This window comes from Nonomuraea fuscirosea (assembly GCF_003001935.1).
In the GTDB taxonomy this organism is placed as follows: Bacteria; Actinomycetota; Actinomycetes; order Streptosporangiales; family Streptosporangiaceae; genus Nonomuraea; species Nonomuraea fuscirosea.
In genome coordinates this window covers 83,231-106,500 of sequence record NZ_PVNG01000014.1, presented here as the reverse complement: position 1 = coordinate 106,500, position 23,270 = coordinate 83,231, and the positions used below count along the sequence as shown (strand labels likewise).

The 23,270-nt window shown below is 72.1% G+C and carries 17 protein-coding genes; 7 read left to right on the top strand and 10 right to left on the bottom strand.

From position 1 onward, the window contains the following. Positions 1-297: 297 nt before the first annotated feature. Positions 298-1,896, bottom strand: a complete 1,599-nt coding sequence (locus B0I32_RS30300; protein WP_106245883.1) for an ATP-binding protein — start codon at positions 1,894-1,896, stop codon at positions 298-300. 237 nt (positions 1,897-2,133) lie between these two features. Between B0I32_RS30300 and B0I32_RS30295 the strand changes: the two genes are divergently transcribed. From B0I32_RS30295 to B0I32_RS30280, 4 genes are all read left to right on the top strand, one after another. Further along, the gene (locus B0I32_RS30295) at positions 2,134-2,709 is read left to right on the top strand and encodes a hypothetical protein (RefSeq protein WP_146178361.1); all 576 of its coding nucleotides are present in this window, start codon (positions 2,134-2,136) and stop codon (positions 2,707-2,709) included. Between the two features lie 126 nt (positions 2,710-2,835). Then, a complete protein-coding gene (rph, locus tag B0I32_RS30290) occupies positions 2,836-5,445 on the top strand; it encodes a rifamycin-inactivating phosphotransferase (RefSeq protein WP_245956117.1) in 2,610 nt (869 codons plus the stop codon). 167 nt (positions 5,446-5,612) lie between these two features. Next, positions 5,613-6,833, top strand: a complete 1,221-nt coding sequence (locus B0I32_RS30285; protein WP_245956116.1) for a site-2 protease family protein — start codon at positions 5,613-5,615, stop codon at positions 6,831-6,833. A gap of 59 nt (positions 6,834-6,892) precedes the next feature. Further along, positions 6,893-8,152, top strand: coding sequence for a cytochrome P450 (locus B0I32_RS30280; protein ID WP_106245579.1), 1,260 nt, complete (start codon positions 6,893-6,895; stop codon positions 8,150-8,152). Positions 8,153-8,164: 12 nt separating this feature from the next. On the opposite strand, the gene B0I32_RS30275 is transcribed toward B0I32_RS30280, so the two are convergent. The 5 genes from B0I32_RS30275 to B0I32_RS30255 all read right to left on the bottom strand — a co-directional run bounded on the left by B0I32_RS30275 (position 8,165) and on the right by B0I32_RS30255 (position 13,984). Continuing rightward, the gene (locus B0I32_RS30275) at positions 8,165-8,383 is read right to left on the bottom strand and encodes a cold-shock protein (RefSeq protein WP_106245577.1); all 219 of its coding nucleotides are present in this window, start codon (positions 8,381-8,383) and stop codon (positions 8,165-8,167) included. 17 nt (positions 8,384-8,400) lie between these two features. Then, complete coding sequence (locus tag B0I32_RS30270; protein WP_106245575.1) at positions 8,401-9,519, bottom strand: S-methyl thiohydantoin desulfurase family protein; 1,119 nt, start codon at positions 9,517-9,519, stop codon at positions 8,401-8,403. Continuing rightward, positions 9,504-11,099, bottom strand: coding sequence for a hydantoinase/oxoprolinase N-terminal domain-containing protein (locus B0I32_RS30265; protein WP_106245573.1), 1,596 nt, complete (start codon positions 11,097-11,099; stop codon positions 9,504-9,506). Before B0I32_RS30265 ends, B0I32_RS30270 begins: the two co-directional genes overlap by 16 nt. Positions 11,100-11,135: 36 nt before the next feature. Further along, positions 11,136-12,461 carry a purine-cytosine permease family protein gene (locus B0I32_RS30260; protein ID WP_106245571.1) on the bottom strand — a complete coding sequence of 442 codons (1,326 nt, stop codon included), beginning with the start codon at positions 12,459-12,461 and terminating at the stop codon, positions 11,136-11,138. Between the two features lie 143 nt (positions 12,462-12,604). Continuing rightward, entirely contained in the window at positions 12,605-13,984 is a 1,380-nt protein-coding gene (locus B0I32_RS30255; RefSeq protein ID WP_146178360.1) for an MGH1-like glycoside hydrolase domain-containing protein, read from the bottom strand. Between the two features lie 411 nt (positions 13,985-14,395). Here B0I32_RS30255 and B0I32_RS30250 point away from each other — a divergent pair, with 411 nt between their 5' ends. The 3 genes from B0I32_RS30250 (at position 14,396) to B0I32_RS30240 (ending at position 17,505) form a co-directional block, all read left to right on the top strand. Continuing rightward, entirely contained in the window at positions 14,396-15,502 is a 1,107-nt protein-coding gene (locus tag B0I32_RS30250) for an alcohol dehydrogenase catalytic domain-containing protein (RefSeq protein WP_181307933.1), read from the top strand. After that, entirely contained in the window at positions 15,499-16,308 is an 810-nt protein-coding gene (locus B0I32_RS30245) for an SDR family NAD(P)-dependent oxidoreductase (RefSeq protein WP_106245567.1), read from the top strand. Before B0I32_RS30250 ends, B0I32_RS30245 begins: the two co-directional genes overlap by 4 nt. Before the next feature lie 162 nt (positions 16,309-16,470). Beyond that, entirely contained in the window at positions 16,471-17,505 is a 1,035-nt protein-coding gene (locus B0I32_RS30240) for a LacI family DNA-binding transcriptional regulator (protein WP_106245878.1), read from the top strand. A 4-nt stretch (positions 17,506-17,509) separates the two neighbouring features. Here the strand turns inward: B0I32_RS30240 and B0I32_RS30235 are convergent, their stop codons facing one another. The 4 genes from B0I32_RS30235 to B0I32_RS30220 are packed head-to-tail and all read right to left on the bottom strand — an operon-like array spanning position 17,510 to position 23,034. Then, on the bottom strand, positions 17,510-18,454 hold the full coding sequence (locus B0I32_RS30235) for an ABC transporter ATP-binding protein (RefSeq protein ID WP_106245565.1): 945 nt from the start codon (positions 18,452-18,454) through the stop codon (positions 17,510-17,512). A 43-nt stretch (positions 18,455-18,497) separates the two neighbouring features. Beyond that, positions 18,498-20,399: a dipeptide/oligopeptide/nickel ABC transporter permease/ATP-binding protein gene (locus B0I32_RS30230; RefSeq protein ID WP_106245563.1), complete on the bottom strand. Its 1,902-nt coding sequence runs from the start codon at positions 20,397-20,399 to the stop codon at positions 18,498-18,500. Positions 20,400-20,401: 2 nt separating this feature from the next. Then, the gene (locus B0I32_RS30225; RefSeq protein WP_106245561.1) at positions 20,402-21,439 is read right to left on the bottom strand and encodes an ABC transporter permease; all 1,038 of its coding nucleotides are present in this window, start codon (positions 21,437-21,439) and stop codon (positions 20,402-20,404) included. Positions 21,440-21,444: 5 nt separating this feature from the next. Continuing rightward, a complete protein-coding gene (locus tag B0I32_RS30220; RefSeq protein ID WP_106245559.1) occupies positions 21,445-23,034 on the bottom strand; it encodes an ABC transporter substrate-binding protein in 1,590 nt (529 codons plus the stop codon). Positions 23,035-23,270: the final 236 nt, after the last annotated feature.

The window sequence follows — 23,270 nt, the reverse complement described above, 5'->3', positions numbered from 1 at the left end:
CCGGGGTGACCGTAGGAAAGCGCTTTCCTCATGTCAACGAGCGGTGAAACTTTCATCCCGGCCTCGGCACCCGGCGACCCGCGCTTCCCCGCACCCCGGAACACCGGCACGTCCGTCCCGGCCGAGCCTGTGAAAGCGCTGGTCAGCACCGGCCAAGGCGTGCTGCGGCCGTGCGGTGACGGACTGTCCTCCGACGCGGCTCAGTCCACCCCACGGCCGACCAGATACTGCAACAACTCGGCCGCGAGCTGCCACCGTGACCCCGTTCCGGGCCGAACCCGTCCCAGGCGGATGGCCTCACACGCGAAGGAGGGTGACCTGGCGGCCGGAGGGCGTGGTGGCCTGCTCGAAGGCGCCTCGTTCCGCCCAGGGCAGGGCTTTGGAGCGTCGGTTGAAGACCACCAGCACGCCGGTGTCGAGGGTGAGGCGGTCGAGGTAGCGGTCGAGCTGGGTGAGGCCGTCGGGTGTGGGGTCGCTCTCGCCGGGCCGCCAGACCTTGAGCTCCATGGCCTCACGCTGCACCAGGCGCTCGCCGTCGGGGCCGGGGTAGAACCAGCGGATCAGCATGTCCAGCCGTTTGGTGCCCACGGCGTACTCGCGGTCGAGCTGGCCGCCGCCGTTGACGAGGCGGTGCAGGAAGGCCATGAGGATGATCTGGCAGGCGGCTTCGTGATAGCCCTCCTGCTGAATGAGCACTTCGCCGTGTTCACGCCAGAAGACGACGAACTCCTCGAGCACCCGCATCAGGTCGAACCGGCCGTCGGGCAGCACGAAACTGCGCGGATCAGCGCGTACGAACCGCTCTGTGCGATCGCCCAGCACCCGGAGCAGGACCTCCCGGTAGATGGGGTTGGCGATCTCCAGGGCTCGGGTGTCTTGGATGAGGCCCAGATCATGGACGTAGGCGACGTCCTGGTCGAAGGACATGTCCGTGCCGGGCGGCATGCCGGCCACGATCGGCTCGATCACCCGCTTGACCCGGGGGTCCTGCAGCCGGGCCGCCAGGGAGTCGAGGTGGGTGGCGCGGGCGCGGATCAGCCGTTCCTTGGCGATGTCCACCGATTCGACGGTGATGGTGCCGGTCATCTTCATCTTGAAGGTGATCTCGTGGGCGAGGGCGTTGACCAGCCAGGGTTGTCCCTGAGTCAGCTCGAAAACTCGGTCCACCGCGTCCTTGGTGAATCCCTGGCCGGTCGCCTGGGTGTGCTGGTCGTACAGCTCAGCGATCTGATCGGTGGAGAAGTCGCCCAGGCGCAGTGAGTCGGCGAGGATGTTGAACGGGCTGGCCGCGTTGTGCCGGTCGGGGGCGCCGCCGGAGGCGATCTTGTAGTCACGCAGATCACGCAGCCCGCACAGCACCACGGACGCGGGGAACGGATAGCCGTCCGGCCGGATGTTGTGGCCGTCGCGGAGCTGGTTGAGGATGCTGACCAGGCTGTTGCCCTGCAGGGCGTCGATCTCGTCGATGAGCAGCACCAGCCGGCGTGGGCAGCGGCGGCTCCACGCGCTCACCGCCTCTCCGAACTGTGTCCTCACCGGGAACTGCGGCCAGGGGTCTGGGGGCAGCAGTTCCTTCGGCCATTCCAGCACCTCGGTGGCCCGTCGCATGGATTGCAGCAGGATCGTCTCGGCGGCGCCGATGTCATCGCCGGTGGTTCCAGCGCGTTCGCAGGAGAACGTCAGGGCGGCGATGTCGCCCTCGGCGCTCAGGTCGGCGGCCAGGGTGCGCAGCATGGTCGTCTTGCCGGTCTGCCGGGGCGCGTGCAGCACGAAGTAGCGGTCCATCTCGATCAGCGTCCGCGCCTCGGGAAGCCGTGGCGTGGGAGGCAGCATGTAGTGCAGCCGCGGATCACAGGGACCGGTGGTGTTGAAGTACTTCGCTGGGGGTGGCCGCATGATCACATTGTGTCATCAACCTCGCGTCATGGTGCCTGTTGCCAGATGAAGAGGGCTCGACATGCGGAGGTGCACGTCCGCTGTCGGGCCGGAGGAGAGGTGGCGTCGGGGCTCCATAACGCGCGCGGACGGCATGAGCCAGGTGCCCAGGGGTGAATGCTTCCCCCCTTGCGGGGGAGGCGCGACCCGCGCCGTGGGCTGGAGGGTTGGTGCGGTGTTCGAGGGCTGGAGGGTGATGTGGCTGCTTCGTCGCGGGTCAGGGTGGTGGTCTGGCTGCTGCTGTGCGGGCTGGTGCCGTGGGCGGTGGTGAAGAGCGTGTGGACGCTCGGGGGTGATGTCCTGGGTGTGACCGGGCAGACCTGGCGGCGGGGGATCGAGAGTGACGGGGGTGCCGTCTACCGGGCGCTGGCGGCCGTCGGCGTGGATCTGACGGTGGTGGCGGCGCTGCTCGGCGTGTTCCTCGCCCTCGGGCTTGTGTACCGGTGGGGGAGGGTGTTCCCGCGGTGGGTGCCGCTGGTCGCCGGGCGGCGGGTGCCCGCGCTGCTGCCGCTGGTCCCGGCCTGGGGAGTGGGGGTGTGCCTGGGCGGGTACGGGATCGTCCTGCTGGTCATGGTGCCGCTCAGCCTGGTCGGGGTGATCCCGCCGTTCGCGCCGCCGGCGCCGTTCACCAGCAGCGGGGACGTGACGTGGATGATCCTCTTCGGCGGGCTGGCCTTCGGCGGGCTGGGCTGCGCGCTCGTGGTGGGGGCCTGGTCGTACGGGCGCCGGAAGGATCGAGGCGGTTCGTACGAGGGGCGTCGAGCCGGGGCGTGACCGCACCCTCCCCCAGTTTCACTGTATAGCAGATCCCCGTACCTCATGAGAAATCGAAAAGTGCTCCATACTGCCCGTTGCCAATCGACCAGACGAGCGATGGAGCGACGGAAATTGGCTTACGTCATGCATTTCGACCAGATCAACTCGACGAAGGTCGCGGAGGCCGGCGGGAAGGGGGCGCACCTCGGCGAGCTCTCCGCGGTCGAGGGCGTCCGCGTGCCGGACGGCTTCTGCGTCACGACGGACGCGTTCCAGCGGATCATGGCCGGGACGCCGTCGCTCGACGCCCAGCTCGACCTGCTGTCGCGGGTGGATCCGGGCGACCGCGAGGCGATCGGCGCGCTGAGCGCCGAGATCCGCCGCGTCGTCGAAGGCGTCACGCTGCCCGGCGACCTGGTGGCGGAGATCGGCGCGGCGCTCGCCCGGCTGGGGGAGGGGACCTCCTGCGCGGTGCGTTCCAGCGCCACGGCCGAGGACCTGCCGACCGCGTCCTTCGCCGGCCAGCAGGACTCCTATCTGAACGTCGTGGGCCTGGACGCGGTCCTGCTGCACGTCCGGCGGTGCTGGGCCTCGCTGTTCACCGAGCGGGCGGTGACCTACCGGCGCCGTAACGGCTTCGACGACCGCAAGGTACGGATGGCCGTCGTCGTCCAGCGGATGGTGTTCCCCGACGCGGCCGGGATCCTGTTCACCGCGGACCCGGTGACCTCGAACCGTAAGGTCGCCACCGTGGAGGCCGGCTGGGGGCTCGGCGAGGCGCTCGTCGCGGGCCTGGTCGCCGGGGACGTCTACACGGTGCGCGACGACCAGGTCGTCAGCACGGCGGTCGCCACCAAGACGCGCTCCGTCCAGGCGTCGCGCGACGGCGGCGTCGAGGACGTGCCGGTCGAGGCCGGGCGGCAGACGCGGCCGGCGCTGACCGACGCCCAGATTCTGCGGCTGGTACGGCTCGGCCGGCACATCGAGGCGCACTTCGGCCGCCCCCAGGACATCGAGTGGTGCCTGGCGGGCGACGACTTCCACATCGTGCAGAGCCGGCCGATCACCACCCTGTTCCCCATCCCCGAGGCCGCCGACGAGGAGAACCACGTCTACGTCTCCGTCGGTCACCAGCAGATGATGACGGACGCGATGAAGCCGCTGGGGCTGTCCATGTGGCAGCGGACGACCCTGCGCCCGATGTACGAGGCGGGCGGGCGGTTGTTCGTCGACATGGCCCCCTATCTGGCCACGCCGACCAGCCGCGCGAACATGCTGGAGATGATCGGGAAGTCGGATCCGCTCATGCGGGACGCGCTGCAGACCGTCCTCGGCCGCGGCGACTTCATCCGCACGGCGCCGGACGACGATCCCGCCGCCGCGCCCCCCACCGCGGTGCCGGCCGGGGTCGGCCAGGACGCGCCCGAGCCCGATCCGGCCCTCGTCACCGAGCTGATCCGGCGCAGCGAGGAGTCCCTGCTCACCCTGCGGCGCGAGATCGAGGACAGGTCGGGGACGGCGCTGTTCGACTACGTCGCGGACGACATCACCGAGCTGAGGCGCGTCCTGTTCGACCCACGGGGCCTTCCGCTGATCATGACGGGGATGGAGGCGAGCTGGTGGCTCAACGAGCACCTTGAGGAGTGGCTGGGCGAGAAGAACGCGGCCGACGTGCTCACGCAGTCCGTCCCGCACAACGTCACGTCCGAGATGGGCCTGGAACTGCTCGACGTCGCGGACACGATCCGGCCGCACTCCGGGCTGGTCGCGTTCCTGCAGCGCGTCGCGGACGAGGGCCGGGAAGGGGACGCCTTCCTGGACGAGCTGGCCGCGCTGGACGGCGGACCGGAGGCACGGGACGCTATCCGGAAATATCTGGACAAGTACGGCATGCGGTGCGCGGGCGAGATCGACATCACCAGGACACGCTGGAGCGAGAACCCGGCCATGCTCCTGCCCGCCCTCCTCGGCAACGTCAGGAACTTCCCGCCCGGCGCCGCCAAGCGGCACTTCGAGCAGGGCCTGGAGGAGGCGCTGCGCAAGGAGCGGGACGTGCTGGCCCGCCTGCGCGCCCTGCCGGACGGTGCGGGAAAGGCCGCGGAGACCAAGCGCATGATCGACCGCGTCCGCGCCTTCGCCGGCTACCGCGAATATCCGAAGTACGGCATGATCAGCCGCTATTTCGTCTACAAGCAGGCGCTGCTCCGCGAAGCCGACCGCCTCGTCCGGTCGGGCGTCCTGCGCGAGCGGGAGGACATCTTCTTCCTCCGGTTCGAGGAGCTGCGCGAGGTCGTGGGCACGGGTGAGGTGGACGCCGGACTCGTCCGGGAAAGGCGGGAGGCGTTCCGTTCGTACGAGACGCTCACCCCGCCCAGAGTCCTCACCTCGGACGGGGAGGCCCTGACCGGCGAGTACCGGCGTGACGACGCGCCCGAAGGCGCGCTGACCGGGCTGCCGGTCTCGGCCGGGACGGTCGAGGGCCGGGCCCGTGTCGTCACGGACATGGCGCGGGCCGACCTGGAGCCGGGCGACATCCTGGTCACCGCCTTCACCGACCCGAGCTGGACCCCGCTGTTCGTGACCGTCGCCGGGCTGGTGACGGAGGTGGGCGGCCTCATGACGCACGGCGCGGTGATCGCGCGGGAGTACGGGCTGCCGGCCGTCGTGGGGGTCGAACGGGCCACCCGGCTGATCAAGGACGGTCAGCGCATCCGCGTGCACGGAACGGACGGCTACGTCGAGTTCCTCGACTGAGCCCGCCGTAGGCCCGAAGAACGCGACCCCGGACAGCGCCGTCCGTCCAAGGAATGCGGATATGCCGTGTGACCTCCCGTTATGCCGGGGTAGGGGGAGAAGACGTTCACGCCGCGTGACATCCCGTCACGTCCGGGTACGGGATGCGGCACCGAACGGCAGGAGGAATGATGCGCTCCTCGATCCCTCTGGGCCGCATAGCCGGCGTCCAGGTCGGCCTCAACCTGAGCGTGCTCGTCATCGTCGTGATCCTGGTGGCCGGGCTGGCCCTCGGGCGCTTCCCCGTGGTCTTCCCCGGCTACTTGCCGGTGGTCTACCTGCTGGCGGGGCTGGCCTCGGCGGTGCTGTTCCTGGCGTCCCTGCTCGCGCACGAGCTGGCCCACGCCGTGACGGCGCGGCGCCACGGCATCGAGGTCGAGCGGATCACGCTGTGGCTGCTCGGCGGGGTGGCCGAGCTGCGCGGTGAGCCGCGCTCGCCGGGCGCCGACCTCAAGATCGCCGTCGTGGGGCCGGGAGCGAGCCTGCTCGCCGGCGTGGTCTTCGGCGTCCTGGCAGGGCTGGTCGCGGGCGCGGGAGGCCCGGCCCTGCTGGCCGGCATGTTCTCCTACCTCGCCGCGGTGAACGTCCTGCTCGCGGTGTTCAACCTCATCCCCGCGGCGCCGCTGGACGGCGGCCGGGTGCTGCGCGCGGCCCTGTGGGCGCGCTGGGGAGACCGGGCGCGGGCGGCGATCGCCGCGGCCCGCGCCGGCCGGGTGTTCGGCTACGTGCTCATCGCCCTCGGCTTCCTCCAGGTCGTCACCGGCAGCGGGTTCGAGGGACTGTGGCTCGCCCTGATCGGCCTGTTCCTGGTGAACGCGGCCAGCGCCGAGGAGCAGCACGCCCGGCTGGGCACGGCACTGTACGGCGTGCGGGTGGGCGACGTGATGTCCGGCCCGCCCGTCGCCGCCCACCCCGACGAGACCGTGTCGAGCCTCATCGAAGGGGTCGTGATGCGTCAGCGCCTGTCCACGTACCCCCTCGTGGACGAGAACGGCGCGTTCGTCGGGCTGGTGACGCTCAACCGCATCCGCCGGGTGAGCCCTGAGCGCCGGCCCGACACCCGGCTGCGCGACATCGCCTGCCCGCCGCGGGAGGTGCCGCAGGCGGCTCCGGAGGAACCGCTGACCGACCTGCTCGACCGGATGGGCGGCTGCACGGACGGGCGCGCCGTGGTGCTGGACCCGGCCGGCCGCCTGATCGGCCTGATCACCCCCACCGACATCAGCCGGGTCATCCAGACCGCGGGGCTGGGCGCGGCCGGCCCGTACTCGGGGCTGCGCGGCGCGGATCTCGTCCCCGCGGCCCGCCCTCGGGACGGACGCGGCGGTTCCGATCATGACACCGTCTGACCGGCGGGCGGCCGGGCGCGGTCGTTTCGCCGGTGACCTCGAGGGCAGGGACTGATCTCATGCTGGTGCTGGACGACACGCTCTTCCTCCTCCTCGAAGGGTACGGGTGGCTGCCCGGCCTGCTGCGGCGCTCCCATGGGCCGGTGGCGCACACCCGGTTGCTCGGTCACCGGACCGTGGGCCTGCGCGGGCCGGAGGCGGCGCGCTTCTTCTACGACGACGACAACGTCCGCCGCCGTACGGCGCTGCCCGAGCCGATCAGGAGCACGCTGGTCGGGCGCGGCGCGGTGCACACCCTGGACGGCGCCGGCCATCGCGTGCGCAAGGCGATGTTCCTGTCGCTGCTGACCGGGGTCGGCGTCGGCTCGCTGGCGGCGCACACGGGCGCGGCCTGGGACGAGGCGGCCGGCAGGTGGGGAGCCGGCCGCCGGGTCGTGCTCTTCGAGCAGGCCGCGGAGGTGCTGACCGCGGGCGTGTGCCGGTGGGCGGGCATCCCGATCAGCGACGCCGAGGTGCCGGACCTGGCCGCCGACCTCACGGCGATGGTGGACGGGTTCGGCGGCGGCGGCCCACGGCACTGGCGCGGCCGGCTGGCCAGGGCCCGGCGCGAGGCGTGGCTGGCCGACCTGGTCGGCGACCTGCGCGACGGCACCGACACCGCGCCGGCGGGCTCGGCCCTCGACGTGGTCGTCAACTACCGCGGCGCCGGCGGCAAGCCGCTCGACGCCGGGACGGCGGCGGTGGAACTGCTCAACATCATCCGCCCGACCACGGCGGTGGCCTGGTACGTGACGTTCGCCGCCCACGCCCTGCACCGCTGGCCGGAGCACCGCAAGGCGCTGCGCGACGGGGACGCGGCCCACACCGAGGCGTTCGCCCAGGAGGTGCGCCGGTTCTACCCGTTCGCGCCGTTCGTCGGCGGCATCGCGGCCCGTGACCTGGCCTGGGCCGGGGAACGCATCCCCGAGGGCACCCTGGTGCTGCTCGACGTCTACGGGCAGAACCACGACCCCGAGCTGTGGGCCGAGCCGTACACCTTCAACCCGGGGCGCTTCGCCGGGCGCGAGCTGGGGCCGTACGAGCTGATCCCGCAGGGCGGCGGCGACCCGGGCACCGGCCACCGCTGCCCCGGGGAGCAGATCACCCTCGCCCTGCTCCAGACCCTCGCCGTCCGCCTGGCCCGGCTCGACTACGCCGTCCCCGACCAGGACCTGACCATCTCGCTGCGCCGCATCCCCACCCGCCCCGCCAGCGGCTTCGTCCTGACCGTTCCCCAGCCCACCCCCACCCAGCCACCGGCGTCCTCCCTGCACGGCTGACCGGCGCGGGCGTCACCGCTTGCGGATGTTCTCGGCCACGTAGTCGAAGCTGTCCTGTGACCGTTCGACGACGTCGAACTCGACCTCGTCGCCTTCGGCGAGGATCCGGTAACCGCTGCCCACCACCTCGCTGAAGTGCGCGAACGCGTCGCGTCCCGCCGGAAGCTCAGGGGATGAGATCGCTCCCCAGCCCTTGTCGGCCTTCCAGAACTTCACCGTGCCACGTGTCATCGCCCCATGATGGCCGATCACGCGGGCGACGGGGACGGCTCGCCGGTCAGCTGCTCGACCGGGACGTAGGGCTCGCTCAGCCCGAACGCCTCGGGGCCGAAGCAGGCCAGCGCCTCAGGGGTGCGCATGAGGCCGGGGGTCGAGATCGCGTAGACGGCCAGCCGCTGGCCGTAGGCGAGCGCCTCGGTGGTGACCGGCCGGCCGGTCTCGCTGTTGAGGGTGCAGATCAGGTCGGGCACGATCGCGGCCACCCGCCCGCCGCGGCGGGCGATCAGGTGCTCGTTCTGGAACGTGATCACCATCTCGTCGGCCGGGTCGTCGTTGGCGGCCAGCGTGACCGTGCCGCGGGCGAAGCCGCCGGTCGTGCGGCGGTCGACGTCCACCACCTTGCCGGTGAACAGCACGATGCCGTGCGTGTAGATCGTGCCGGCCAGCGCCTCGCTCAGCCGCTCGAACGGGTCGGCGTGCTCGGCGCGGGCCACGCGCAGCGCGGCGCCGAGCTTCATGGCGAGCGAGAGCGTCCCCGGGATGGCGGTACGGCGTACGGTCGCGGCGTCCATCGGATAGTCGCAGATGTAGGCGGCCCCGCCCATCTCCACCGTCATCGCGCGCGCCAGCCGCTCCATGCGCCGGTTGTCGACGGCGTCGATGATGCCGCTGTCACCGTGGTCGGAGGCGATCGACATGGGCGAGCCCGGCACCCCGTAGACGGCGAACGTCTCCATCTGCAACTCGGGGAAGGCCCGGCCCATGCCGTCCGCGTCCACGACGGGCAGTCCGGTCTGGGCGCCGAGCAGCAGCGGCATCATGGAGTTGATCCCGCCGCACTCGATCGGCATCGTGGCGGCCGCCGTACGGCCCAGGTGCCGTTCCAGCGCCCGCAGTGCTATCACGTTGCCCGCCCCCGACGGCGCCTTCTCCACGAACACCGTGGGAGCGCCCATCATGGCGCTGGGCAGCACGAGCGCGTCGTCGGGCAGTTCGTCCACGCCGATGACGCGGATGCCGCGCCCGGCGTGGAGCTGCTGTTCCACCAGCAGCCGGCCGATGTACGGATCGCCGCCACCGCCCGTGCCCAGCACGGCGGCGCCCTCGGCGAGATCGCGCAGCCCTTCCACGGTCAGCTCGTAGCCCACTGCTGCTCCTGTTCCTCGTCGGGAGAGGCCATCACCCTCAGGTCGAGATCGCCGACCGCTTTGACGCGCACCCGGACGGCGTTGCCCGGCAGGTACGGCACGTGCACCTCGCTGATGTCGGCGATCCGCACGCTGCCGGGGGAGGCGCCGGCCGCGACCGCCCGTTCGATGGCCTCGGCACGGGCCTGTTCGAGGATGTCCTCGCGGGTGGCGGAGGCCGTGACGGCGAACAGCCGGTCGACGTCCCCGCCGATCTGCCCGATGGCGGCGCCGATGGCGTTGGCCACCGCGCCGTGCTCGGGCCGGTGCGTGGCGGGGATGCCGGGCAGGTCGGGCGGCATCAGCACGCCGCCGCCGCCCACGATGACCACCGGCAGCGGCTCGGGGGTGACCCGCATCCGGTCGACCAGGTCGGCGACCGTCGCGGACATCCGGGCGACGCCCCGCCGGACCAGGCCGGGGTCCAGGCCGCGGACGAGGGAGGCGTCGCCGACGTCGGCCAGCCCGGCGGCCACGGCCAGGTCGGTCGCGGTCAGCACCTGGCCGCCGAAGACCAGCGCGTGCTCGGTGAGCTGGTACCCGACGCTGTCCGGGCCGATGGTGAGCTCCGGCGTGGAGGCGACCCGGCTGCCGCCGCCGAGCCCGATCGACAGCACGTCGGGCATGCGGAAGTTCGTCCGTACGCCGCCGATGTCGACCTCGCCGCTCGCCTGCCGGGGGTAGCCGCCGGACAGCATGCCGACGTCGGTGGTGGTGCCGCCGATGTCGACCACGGCGCAGTCGCTCAGCCCCGAGAGGAACGCCGCGCCGCGCATGCTGTTGGTGGGGCCGGACGCGAACGTGCGCACCGGGTAGCGGCGGGTGTGCCCGGCGTCCATGAGCGTGCCGTCGTTCTGCGACAGGAACAGCGGCGCGCGTACGCCGACCGTGGCCAGGGCCTGGGCGAAGGCGTCCACGATCTCACCGGCCAGGTCGCGCAGGCAGGCGTTGACGATGGTGGCGTTCTCGCGCTCCAGCAGCCCGATCCGGCCGATCTGGTGGGAGAGGCTGACGTGCAGGTGCGGCAGCTCCGCGAGCAGGATCGCCGCCGCGGCCTCCTCCAGCTCGGCGTTGACGGGGGAGAACACCGAGCTGACGGCGACGGTACGGATGTCGCGCGCGGCCAGGTCGGCGGCCACGCGCTTGAGCTCGTCCGGGTCGAGCGGCGAGATCGGGCGGCCGTCGAACTCGTGGCCGCCGTGGCACAGATGGACGCTCGGCCGGATCGCCTGGGCCAGCCGTTCCGGCCAGTCGACCAGCGGCGGCAGGGCGGCGGTCGCCGGCAGCGCCAGCCGGACGATCCCGGTCGGCGCCAGCCGGCGGCCGGTCACCAGGGCGTTGGTGAAGTGCGTCGTGCCGATCATGACGCCGTCGACGGCGCTCCGGTCGACGCCGCCACCGTCGAGCAGCCGCCGCGACGCGGCGACGATGCCGCCGGTCACGTCGGCCGTGGTCGCCGCCTTGACCTCGGCCACCACCGTGGATCCGTCCATGAGGACGGCGTCGGTGTGGGTGCCGCCCACGTCGATCCCAACGCGCACGAAGAGCTCCTGTCTGAAGGGGGAGTGAAGGTCCGGTCAGGGGGAGGAGGGGGAGCCGGTGCGGCGGAGGCGGCCCGCGACGGCGTACAGGACGAACGCGACGAGCAGGGCGTTGAGCGCGGGGATGCCCCACGTCAGATAGTGACCCACGAGGGAGGAGACGAGCCAGATCAGCAGCGCGGCCGGAACCCAGCCGGGCGCGGACGCGGGCAGCTGTCCCGAGGCCCGGGAGGCGTCGAGGTCGCCGCGCCAGCGGCGCACCACGTAGTACTCGGCGACCATGATGCCCGCGATCGGGGGGATGGCCACGCCGAGCAGGGTGAAGAAGCCGATGAGGTGGTCGAGGATGCCGGCGGCGGCCAGGCCCGTGCCGACGACGCCGAGCGCGACGGTGACGACCGCGCGGTTGGCGCGCACGCCGAACGCGGTGTGCAGGGCGTTGGTGGTGCCGAGACTGGCGGCGTACAGGTTCCAGTCGTTGATCTTGAGGGTGGCGCTGACCAGCACGATCGTGCCGACGGCGCCGGAGGTGGTGGTGACGATGGCGATCACGTCGCCGGTGCGCAGCGCGTGCGCCAGCAGCACGCCGACCAGGGCGATCACGTACTCGCCGAGGGTGATGCCGAGCACGGTCTGCTTGACGACGTCGGCGGCGCTGCGGTTCCACCGGGTCATGTCGGGCGAGATGACCGCGCCGACGATGAAACCGCCGGCCACGATGGTGGTGGCCTCGGCCAGGCTGAGTGCCGGGCCCGGCGGCGCCGAGGCGATCAGGGCGCCGAGGTCCTGCCGGCCCAGCTCGACGGCGATGGCCCAGCCGGCCAGCGCGAGGAAGGCGGGGACGGTGATCCACGCGGTCCAGGCCATGCCGGCGAACCCGTGCACGACGATGGCGGTGATGGCGAGCCCGGACAGGATCGCCCACACCCACACCGGAGGTCCGCCGAGGAGGGAGGCGAGCCCCTGGGCGAGGACGCCGGACTGCACGCCGAACCAGCCGAGCAGGGACACCGCGATCACCACGCCGATGATCCCGGAGCCGTACCGGCCGAAGCCCGACCAGCGGGCGAGCACGGCGGTGGACAGGCCCTCGCGCATGCCGGCGATGCCGATCGCGATGGCCACCACTTCGAGGATGACCGCGCCGAGGGTGATGGCGAGCACGGCGTCCCAGAAGCGCATGCCCATGCCGAGGGTGGCGCCGAGCAGGAACTGCGACAGCGCGGACAACATGCCGAACCGTTGTACGGCGACGGTGAGCCAGCCGTATCGGGCGTGGTGGGGGACCCGCTGCAGGGCGTAGTCGTCGCGGGCTAAACCGTCGTCGGATGTGGTGCCGTCCTGCGCCGCCGTATCCGTCATATCGGCCATCTCCTCCCCTTCTGTGTGACCGATGGAGGACCCCGATAGGAAAAGACGTTAGGTGGCGCAGGCGATCACGTGAATACCCCGAGAGCTTTTTCGCTCCCTTCACCGCGGCCGCATCGGGCTTCTCACCAGGCTCTTCAGGTGAGTGTGAGCCGGACGTCGTGGTGGCCGGTGAGGCCCGCCGGGACCAGGTCCGCCGGGCGTCCGTCGAGGCGGGCGTCGCGTACCCGGGTGCCGCCCCCGACCACGGTGAGGTCCAGGGTCATGCCGCGGTAGCGCAGGCCGCTCAGCGTGGCCTCGGTCCAGTGCGCGGGTACGGCGGGGGAGAAGCGCAGGCCCTCCGGCTCGAACCTGATCCCGAACAGGCCGTGGTGCACCAGGCCGAGCAGGGTCGTGGCCGACCAGGTCTGGTCGGGCTCCGACGGCCACCGCCGGCCCTGCTGCCAGCCGCCGTCGGGGACGCCGGTGATCGCGTGGTAGACCTCGTACAGCCCCGTGTCGCCGGTCGGGCTCGCGTCGGCCGGGGCGCCGTCGGCCGGGCCGCCGCCGTACAGGCCGAGCAGGTCCGTCAGCGTTTCCAGGAAGCGGTCCTGATGACCGCCGCGCGCCATCGCGTCGCCCCACACGCCCATCACCATCGGCCAGCAGATCGCGTTGTGGCGGCCGGGACGTTCGGGGCCGTACCGGTCGAAGTGCGGCCAGACGTTGACCACGCCGCGCGGCTCGCGGTGCGTGTTGGCCGCGACGAGGGCGGCCCGCCGTTCGTCCGCCACCCCGAACAGGATCGCCATGGCCAGCCCGAGTGCCTCCTGGTGCGGATCCAGCCGGCCGTCCTCGTGCAGGAAGTAGCCGTACAGTCCGGCCTCCTCGCGCCACAGCCACCGGTTCACCGCGGCGGCGGTGGCGTCGGCGCGCTCCAGGTGCGGCCGCGCGTCGGCGCCGAGCGCGGCCGCCATCCGGGCCAGCGCCCGGTGCGCCCCGGCGTAGACGGCGTTGGTGGACAGGCACATGATCCGGTGCGCCTCCGGATAGTCGAGCACGAAGCTGGAGCCGACGGCGGGGTCGTTGGGCGGCTCCGGGTAGCCGGAGATGCCGTCCTGCATGACGGCGCCGCCGCGGTAGAGCCCGTACCCGCCGTCCAGCCGCTCCTTGTCCAGGACCTCCATGGTCGCCGCGGCGATCGGGTACGCGCGGGCCAGGAACTCCTCGTCGCCGGTCACCAGCACGTGGTGCCAGGCGGCGACGGCCCAGATGATCTGGTCCCACCACTGGTCGTCCTGCTGGACGAGACCGCCGCCGGTGACGGCCATGAGGGTGTCACGGGCGGCGTCAGGGGACAGGAGGCTGGCCGCGTACCAGGAGTTGATCGAGGCGTCCCTGGTCCAGGGGGTCGGGTAGCCGCCGCCGGCGCGGATGATCCCGCCGTTCGTGTTGACGTCGAGCAGGTTGCGCAGGGCGGCCTGGTAGACCGCGACGAGTTCGGACTGGGGGCAGGTCAGCACGGTCCTAGGGGGCATTTCCGGAGGATACCCATGATGTCCCTGTTACTCCCGGACGCCCGAGTCCGGGCCGCGGTCGACGGCTGGCGTCCGACTCTTCCAGCCGAGCAGTTCCGATCCTGTCGAAGCGAGTTTCGAGACATCACGACCCAAGCGCCGGGCGGCGAACGCTCGCCCCATGCCCGACATATCCCCATGTCATCGGGCCATTCCGCGACGGATCACCGCCCTCCGGCCCGGTGGGACACCCGTACGGCGGCCTGACATTTCCCGACCAGGACGGTCGAAAGTTCCGAAACTGTTGACGTCAACTGTTCGTGACATCTACCGTTACAACGATCGAGCTCAGACCCGAGCAGCACGTCGCCGGACGAGTGACCCCGTCTCCTCGTTCGCCGGCCGGCTGGCGAGGGCGACCGGAGGGGGCAGATGAGAGCCGCGCTGCTGGAACACGTCGGAGCCCCCCTTGCCGTCCGCGATCTACGCCTCGATCCGCCGCACGCGGGAGAGGTCCTGGTCCGGGTCGAGGCGGCGGGCGTCTGCCACAGCGACCAGCACTACCTGACCGGCGACCTGCGCTGCCCGCTCCCGGTCGTGCCGGGCCACGAGGGCGCCGGCGTGATCGAGGAGGTCGGCCCCGGCGTCACCGGGCTGCGGGCCGGCGACCGGGTCTGCCTGATGTGGCGGCCCCGGTGCGGCCAGTGCCCCTACTGCCTGGCCGGACGGCCCGCCCTGTGCGAGGCGGCGGGCATCCAGGCCAGTTCGGGCGGCCTGCTCGACGGCACCACCCGGCTCAGGGACGGCGACACGCGAGTCCATCACCTGCTCGGCGTGTCCTGCTTCGCCGAATACTGTGTCGTCTCCGAGCGCGCCGTGGTGCCGGTCCCGCCGGAGGTGCCGCCCGAGATCGCGGCCATCGCCGGGTGCGCCGTCATCACCGGCGTCGGCGCGGTGCTCAACGCCGTGGGGGAGTGCGCGGGCGACGCCATCGTGATCTTCGGCGCGGGCGGCGTCGGGCTGTCCAGCGTGCTCGGCGCCCGGCTGGCCGGCGCCAACCCGATCATCGTCGTCGACGTCGTCGCCGAGCGCCTCGCCATGGCGGCCCGGCTGGGCGCCACCCACACCGTGGACGCCTCCAGCCAGGACGTCGCCGCCGCCGTCGGGGACATCCGGCCGCGCGGCGCCGAATGGGCGATCGAGGCCATCGGCCGCCCGGCCACGCTGGAGACGGCCTTCGACGTGCTCCGCCCCGGCGGGACGCTCGTCGCGGTCGGCCTGGGCGCGGTCGGGACCACGTTCGCCGTCCCGCTGAACCTGCTGGTGCAGCGGGAGAAGCGGGTGGTCGGCAGCCTGTACGGCTCCGCCAACCCGCTCATCGACCTGCCCCGGCTGTTCGAGCTGTACCTCGCCGGCCGCCTGCCGCTCGGCGAGCTCATCGGCCGGAGCTATCCGCTGGACCACGTCAACGCGGCCTTCGCCGACCTGGCCGGCGGCTCGGTCGGCCGAGGCGTGCTACTGCCCTGGGGGTCGCCATGACCATCGCATCACCCGCCGCCGAGGCCACCGAGGCCGGGGAGCCGCGCTACGCCGTCTATCCCAGCCTGCGCGACCGCGTCGCCTTCGTCAGCGGCGGCTCCACCGGGCTCGGATCGGAGTTCGTCACCGCCCTGGCCGCGCAGGGCGTCCGGGTCGGTTTCGCCGACATCGACGCCGAGGGCGCCGAACGGCTGCTCGGCCGGATCGCCGCCCTGGACTGCCCGAAGCCCGTGTTCGTCCCCGCCGACGTGCGCGACGTCGAGCAGGTACGAGCGGCGGTGGCGGCGGTGGAGACGGAGCTCGGCCCGATCTCGATCCTGGTCAACAACGCCGCCAACGACGAACGCCACGACACCGGGGACGTCGACGCGGCGTTCTGGGACAACGGGATGGCGGTCAACCTGCGTCACCACTTCTTCGCCATCCAGGCGGTCACGGCCGGCATGCGGGAGCTCGGCGGCGGCTCGATCATCAACCTCGGCTCGATCAGCGCGCACGCGGACTTCGTCGGGCTGCCCGTCTACATCGCGGCCAAGGCCGCCATCGAGGGCATGACCCGCACCCTGGCGCGTGAGCTGGGCCCGGACCGGATCCGGGTCAACTGCGTCATCCCCGGCTGGGTCCTCACCGAGCGGCAGCTCGCGCTGTGGGCCACGCCGGAGACGCTGGAGAAGGTACGCGGAGCGCAGTCGCTGCGCGAGCACGTCATGCCGGCCGACGTGGCGCGCATGGTGCTCTGGCTGGCGGCCGACGACAGCGCGATGTGCACAGGCCAGAACTGGATCGTCGACGGCGGATGGATGTGAACGCGGTGACCGGGCGGCCGGCGCGGCGCCGTGCGGCGGACGGTGGCCGGCCGACGGGCCGCCGTCGTAGCGGCGTTCTGGAGGTTCGGTCCGGCTGTCTCGCGGCCCCTACGATGGTAGCTGCGACAGTGAAGCCCGGTTTCCGCAATGGAGCATGTCTTGGTGTCTGACTCAGTCGAACGGCGGGTCACCGTCGCCGATATCGCCGCCGCGGCCGGCGTCTCGCGAGCCACCGTGTCGAAGGTGCTCAACGGGCGTGCGGACGTGGCGCCGGCCACGCGGGCCCAGATCGAAACGATGCTGGTCGAGCGCGGTTACGTCCCCACCAAACGGACGAAGCGGGCCGTGGCGGCGGGCCGGCGCGGCGGCCTGATCGAGATGCTGTTCAACGACGCGAGCACGCCCTGGGCCGCCGAGATGATCCGCGGCGGGGAGGCGGCGGCGCGGGCCGCGCGGGTCGGCATCGTCGTCTCGGTGCTGGACAGCGGGCCGAGACGGGCCCAGCAGTGGCTGGAGGACGTCTCCGACCGCGGCTCGCGCGGCATCGTCCTCGCGCTGTCGGAGCTGTCGCCGGCCGACCACAAGCGCATCGCGCAGCTCGGCGTGCCGGTGATCCTCGTCGATCCGGTCGGCGACGTCGACTCCGACGACCCGTCGATCGGCGCGGGCAACTGGGGCGGCGGGCTGGCCGCCACCCGGCACCTGATCGAGCTCGGCCACCGGCGGATCGCGGCGATCACCGGGCCGATGCGCTTCCTGTGCAGCCAGGCCAGGCTGGCCGGCTACCGGGCCGCGCTGGAGCGGGCGGGCATCCCGCCGGACGACGGGCTCGTCGAGCACGGCGACTTCCACTACTCCTCCGGCCTGAAGTCGGCGCTGACCCTGCTCGACCTGCCCGAGCCGCCCACGGCGATCTTCGCCGCCAACGACGAGCAGGCGACCGGCGTCTACGCCGCGATCCAGCAGCGGGGCCTGTCCGTGCCGCACGACATGAGCGTGGTGGGCTTCGACGACGTGCCGGTGGCGCAGTGGATCTCGCCGCCGCTGACGACGGTGCGGCAGCCGATCGCGGAGCTGGGCGCGCTGGCCATCCGCACACTCCTCGCCCACGAGGACGGCGCCGACCTGCCGCAGGGCCGCGTCGAGCTGTCCACGAAACTCATCGTCCGCGCCAGCACCGCCCCACCGGCCCGCTGACGGCTCAGCCGCGCGGGCCGACCGGGTGGTCCAGTTCGCGGGCGAAGTGGCAGGCGGCGTGGTGCGCGTGCGCCGCCGTGGCGGCCGGCTCCGTGGTCACGCAGATCTCCCGCTCCGGGTTCGCGGCCGGCCCGATCGGGCAGCGCAGCCGGTAGGCGCAGCCTCCCGCCGAGGCGGGGTCGGTGACCGCGGAGGCCTCCACGTCGGACTCCGACAGCAGCCGGCGCTGCCCGATCTCCGGTACGGCCGCCAGCAGGGACCGCGTGTACGGATGCTCGGGCCGCCCGATCACCTCGCCGACGGCCCCGTACTCGACGATGCGGCCGTCGAACATCACGGCCAGGTCGTCGCACATGTACTCGACGACGGCGAGGTTGTGACTGATGAAGATCATGGTCAGCCCCAGCTCGGCCCGCAGCCGGCGGAGCAGGTTCAGCACGACCGCCTGCACCGACACGTCGAGCGAGGCGGTCACCTCGTCGGCGATCACCACGTCGGGCCGGGCCGCGAGCGCCCTGGCGATGGCCACCCGCTGCCGCTGACCCCCGGACAGGTCGCCGGGACGGGACCCGGCGACGGCGGGATCGAGCGAGACCAGGTCGAGCAGCTCGGCCACCCGCGCCGAGGCGGCCCGCCCGCGCACCCCCGTGAGCCCCTCCGCCACGCACTGCTCCACGGTGTAGCGGGGGTCCAGCGAGCTGCGCGAGTCCTGGAACACCAGTTGCACGCGGCGGCGCGCCTGGCGGGACGACAGGTCGGCGCCGTCGATCCGCATGCTTCCCGTGGCCGGCGTCAGCCCCACGAGGGCGCGGGCCACCGTGCTCTTGCCGGAGCCGGACTCGCCCACGAGGCCGAGCACGGAGCCGGCCGCGACGTCGAAGGAGACGCCGCGGACGGCCGTGACGGAGCCGTACCGGACCATGAGGTCCCCGACCGACAGGGCGGCCATCAGATCGACACTCCTTCGCAGGTCAACGCGTCAGACGCGGCCATCAGATCGTCGCTCCTTCGCTGGTCGGCACGTCGCCGGGTTCGGTGAGCGGATGCCAGCAGGCGGCGCGGCGGCCGTCGGCCAGCTCGCGCAGGGGCGGGCGGTCGGACAGGCAGGTGGCGTCGGCGCGCGGGCAGCGCGCCGCGAAGTAGCAGCCGGGCAGGTCGGCGTCCGGGCCCGGCATGCGGCCGTCGATGGCGACCAGCGGCCGGCTCTTGTCCAGCCCCATGCGCGGGCTGGCCGCGAGCAGCACCGACGTGTACGGATGCGCGGGCGATTCGAGCAGGTCCGCGGTCGCCGCCTCCTCCACGATGAAGCCCGCGTACATGACGATGATCCGGTCGCAGAGCTCGGACACGACGGCGATGTCGTGCGAGATGAACAGCAGGCCCGCCTCCGTCCGCGCGCCGAGCCGGTCGACCAGCCGCAGGATCTGCCGCTGCACCGTCACGTCGAGCGCGGTGGTCGGCTCGTCCGCGATGAGCAGCCGGGCCTCGCCCATCAGGCCGATGGCGATGCCGACCCGCTGTTTCATGCCGCCGGACAGCTCGTGCCTGTGCTGCTCGAAGCGGCGCGCCGGGTCGGTGATGGCCACCGCGCGCAGGGCGTCCAGCGCCTTGCGCTTGGCGTCCGGCTTGGACTCGCGCAGGTGGATGACGGCCGGCTCGATGAGGTGCGTGCCGATCTTGATGGCGGGGTTCAGCGCTTCGCCGGGGTCCTGGAAGACCATGGCCATGTTGCGGCCGAGGACGTGCCGGGTGGAGTCGTCCGGCGTGAGCAGGTCGGCGTCCATGAAGCGCAGCCGCTCGGCCTCCACGTGGCCGGGCTCCTCGATGAGCTGGGCGATGGCGGCCGCGGTCAGGCTCTTGCCCGACCCGGACTCGCCGACGATGCCGACCCTCTCCTTCGGGGCCAGGGTGAAGGAGACGTCCCGGACGGGCGTGGTGACGCGGCCGTCCGCCGAGGCGTAGGTGACGCGCAGGTGGCGGACGTCCACGAGCGCGCCGCCGCCGTCCCCGGCCGGATCGGGCGCCGGCTCGGCCGGGCGCGGCTGGGAGCGCCGGGCGGACGGCGCGGATCGGCGGCCGGCGATGAGGTCCGACAGCCGCTCGCCGGCCAGGTTGAACGTCAGGCCGGCCAGCACGATCGCGATGGACGGCGCGATGGCCACGCCGGGGGTCACGTAGATGCGGGTGAGCCCGTCGTTGAGCAGCCGGCCCCAGTCGTAGACGGGTGGCTGCACGCCCAGCCCGAGGAAGCTGAGGCCGGACAGCGCCAGGACGGCCGTGCCGATGTGGATGGTCGAGTACAGGACGACGGGCTCGGCGATGTTGGGGAGGATGTGGCGGAACGTCCGGTAGATCGGGCCTCTGCCCAGCACGCGGGACGCCTCGACGTACTCCTTGGACACCACCGACGCCGTGAGCGTCTGCGTGATGCGGGCGAAGCCCGGCGCGAACGAGGCGCCCACCGCCAGCACGCTGCCCACGGAGCCGATCCCGAACAACACCGCGAAGAAGATCGCCAGCAGCAGCGCGGGGAACGCGATCAGCACGTTGATCAGCGCGCCGAGCGCGCGGCCGAGGCGGCGCGACATCGCGGACAGCAGCCCGAGCCCGATGCCGACGCAGCCGCCCACGATCGTGGCGACCACGGCGAGCACCAGCGAGTTGCGCGTCGCCACGAGCGTCCTGGCCAGGATGTCACGCCCCAGGTCGTCGGTGCCCATCCAGTGCGCGGCGCTGATCGACTGGTTGGCCTCGGCCACGTTGCTCGCCGACGCCGCCTCCCCCCAGATCGACGGTCCCGCGACCGAGAGGAAGACGAACAGCAGGATCAGCAGCAGGGGTACGCCGCCCGACAACAGGCGGCCGGGACGTGGACCCCGGAAGGCAGCGGTCATGTCTAGAGCTCCCCCAGCCGGGATCGCGGGTCGAGCACGCCGAGCACGACGTCCACGACCATGTTGAGCAGCAGGACGGCGGCGCCGAGGACCAGCAGGATGCCCTGGATCAGCGGATAGTCCTTCTGGATGACCGCCTGCGAGATCACCGTGCCGACCCCGGGCCAGCCGAAGACGTTCTCCACCAGCACGGTCCCGGCGATCAGGCCGGCCAGGATCATGGTGCCGTAGGTCAGCGAGGCGGTCATCATGTTCGGCAGCACGTAACGCCAGTAGCGCAGGCCCGTCGGCAGCCGGCGGGCCTTGGCGGCCCTGACGTACTCCGCGTCCAGCACCTTGAGCGCCTCCACCCTGACGATCCTGGACAGCGAGGCCGCCGGGCCCGCGACGAGCGCCAGGACGGGGAGCACGTACGAGCTGAGCCCTTCGTCGCCCGCCGCCGGGAACGCCTTGATCGTCACCACGAACACGAGGCTGAGCACGGTGGCCAGCACGTAGTCGGGGATCGAGTTGAGCAGGCCGGTCACGTTCACGAACCAGCCGCGTACGTGCCGCCCGCGCCCGCCCCTGGTGCGCACCGCCGTGAACAGCCCGACCGGCATCGCGATGAGCACGACCAGCAGGAAGGCCGGCCCGGCCAGCCGTAGCGTGTTCGGGAACCGGGTGGTCAGCAGGTCGGCCACCGGCGCCTCGGTGACGATGGAGCGCCCGAAGTCTCCGGTCACGACGCCGGTCACGTAGCGCCAGAACTGCTCGGGCAGCGGCAGGTCGAGGCCCAGCTCGTGCCGGCGCTGGGCCACCATCTGCGGCGTGGCCTGGTCGCCGAGCGCGGTCTGCACCGGATCGCCGGGGATCAGATGGACCATGATGAACGTCGCCGCCAGCAGGACGAGCAGGGACAGCACGAGCCGGACCAGCCGCCGGCCGGCGAACACCACCCAGCGGCCCGCCCCGGCCCGCCGGCGCGCCCCCTCACGCGCCGGGGGTTCCGCCCCGTCCTTGGCCGGCGGCGTCCCGGCGACCTCGTGGCCCGCGCTCATACCGGTCACTGGTACAGCCGCAGGCTCGTCGGCACCGCGAACAGGCCGACGGTCTGCAGCGAGGCCTTCGCGGTGTAGAAGGGCCGGTTGCCGACGGAGATCGGCAGCACGTCGACCCGCTTCAGCAGCGCCTGGTGCGCCTGCTTCCACAGCTCGCAGCCCTCCGATCCGGAGGCGGCCAGCGCCTTGGCCGACAGGGTGTCGAACTCCTCGTTGCGGATGCTGCCGGTGTTGCGGCCGCCCTTGTCCGGGGTGGCGCCGCCCCAGTACGCGGTCATCATGAAGGGGAACTCCAGGTTGATCCCGCTGTAGTAGGCGTCGAAGTCCTGTGTGGTGTAGAGCGCCTCGAGGAACGCCGCCTGGGTGAGGCCCTTGAGGTTCGTGCCGATGCCGACGGCCATGAGCTGCTGGCCGATCAGTTCGACCGCGGACACCGTCTGCGGCGCGCCGACCTGGTAGATCAGGTTGACGGTCAGCTTCTTGCCGTCCTTGGCCCGGACGCCGTCGGCGCCCTTGGCGTATCCGGCGGCGTCGAGCCGCTGGTTCGCCGCGGCCGGGTCGAACGCGGGCAGCGTCCCTGTGGTCTCGTCGCCGGGGCAGGAGACGGGTTTCTCCACCATCATGTTGTCGGCCACCTGACCGTTGCCGCTGGTGCCGACCTTGGTGACCTGCTCGCGGTCGAGCGCCGCCGCCATGGCCAGCCGCACCTCGGGGTCGGCGAACACGCGGCCCTTCGCCTCGTTCAGGTTCATCTCGCCGACCATCACCGGCACGTCGAACTTCTTCAGCGTGGGGGTGGCGTCCAGGCGGGCGCGGTCGGGGCCGGTGATCTGCGCGGCGTTGACCTGGCCGGACAGCAGCTGGTTGGCGGAGGTGGACTCGTTCTGCACGAAGGCGATCTTCACCGTCTTCGGGCTGCCCGCGGCCGCGTTCCCGGCCCCCTTCGGGCCCCACGCGTAGCCGGGCCGGGCTTCGAGCGTGTAGTGGTCGCCGGGAACGTAGTCGGTCACCTTGTACGGGCCCGTCCCGTTCGAGGCGTGCTCGATCGAGCCGGGGTCCTTCAGCCCCGCCGGGCAGACGATGGGCAGCGAGCCCGCGCCCTCCAGCAGGAACCCGAACGGCGTCTTCGTCTTGACGGTCACGGTGCCCGCCGCGTCGTCCGCGGTCACCGTGTACGGCACGGGGATGGTGAGGTTGACCCAGGCGGAGAGCGTCTTGGGATCCTTGACGTAGTCGAAGTCAGCGGCGACGGCACTGGCCGTGAGCGGGGTGCCGTCCTCGCAGGTGACGCCCTTGCGCAGGGTGTAGGTGACCTCGTCGGGCGCCACCTTCCACTCGGTGGCCAGCTGCGGCGCCACGCTGCCGTCGGGCATCCGCCCGACGAGCGTGTCGTAGCTGAAGGCGAAGATCTGCCGGTTGGTGCCGCCCGTCGTCTTGTACGGGTTGATCGTCCCCGGGTCGGTGCCGAGGTTCATGGTGAACGTTCCCCCGGTCACCGGGGCGCCGGTGGGGGAGCCGCCGCCACCACCACCGCATCCGCCGAGCAGGACCGAAACCGCCACGATCGTCAGCGCGACCGGATGTTTGCGCTTCATGTCGACCCATTTCTTGGAAGGGGGAGGGTGGAGGAGAAGGAGAGAGGGAGCCGCCGGACGGACTTCGGCTGAAGTTTCGAAGCGGTCGGTTGGAGTTTCGACTGCGTTCGAGCCAAGTTACGGCGGCGAAAATACGACGTCAAGACCTCACCTAGCCGTATGGAGGCCGGATCGCCGCTCTACACGGCGCTGCGGAACCGACATCGACCTGCGGGAAAGCTGCCCGGGCAGCCCGG

Bases quoted from the DNA above. Each gene is read 5' to 3' on its own strand.
- B0I32_RS30250 (WP_181307933.1), top strand. From the start codon at position 14,396: ATGAGAGCCGCGCTGCTGGAACACGTCGGAGCCCCCCTTGCCGTCCGC.
- B0I32_RS30280 (WP_106245579.1), top strand. From the start codon at position 6,893: ATGCTGGTGCTGGACGACACGCTCTTCCTCCTCCTCGAAGGGTACGGG.
- B0I32_RS30255 (WP_146178360.1), bottom strand. From the start codon at position 13,984: ATGCCCCCTAGGACCGTGCTGACCTGCCCCCAGTCCGAACTCGTCGCG.
- rph (WP_245956117.1), top strand. From the start codon at position 2,836: ATGCATTTCGACCAGATCAACTCGACGAAGGTCGCGGAGGCCGGCGGG.
- B0I32_RS30260 (WP_106245571.1), bottom strand. From the start codon at position 12,461: ATGACGGATACGGCGGCGCAGGACGGCACCACATCCGACGACGGTTTA.
- B0I32_RS30300 (WP_106245883.1), bottom strand. From the start codon at position 1,896: ATGCGGCCACCCCCAGCGAAGTACTTCAACACCACCGGTCCCTGTGAT.
- B0I32_RS30285 (WP_245956116.1), top strand. From the start codon at position 5,613: ATGATGCGCTCCTCGATCCCTCTGGGCCGCATAGCCGGCGTCCAGGTC.
- B0I32_RS30235 (WP_106245565.1), bottom strand. From the start codon at position 18,454: ATGGCCGCCCTGTCGGTCGGGGACCTCATGGTCCGGTACGGCTCCGTC.
- B0I32_RS30225 (WP_106245561.1), bottom strand. From the start codon at position 21,439: ATGAGCGCGGGCCACGAGGTCGCCGGGACGCCGCCGGCCAAGGACGGG.
- B0I32_RS30230 (WP_106245563.1), bottom strand. From the start codon at position 20,399: ATGACCGCTGCCTTCCGGGGTCCACGTCCCGGCCGCCTGTTGTCGGGC.
- B0I32_RS30275 (WP_106245577.1), bottom strand. From the start codon at position 8,383: ATGACACGTGGCACGGTGAAGTTCTGGAAGGCCGACAAGGGCTGGGGA.
- B0I32_RS30245 (WP_106245567.1), top strand. From the start codon at position 15,499: ATGACCATCGCATCACCCGCCGCCGAGGCCACCGAGGCCGGGGAGCCG.
- B0I32_RS30220 (WP_106245559.1), bottom strand. From the start codon at position 23,034: ATGAAGCGCAAACATCCGGTCGCGCTGACGATCGTGGCGGTTTCGGTC.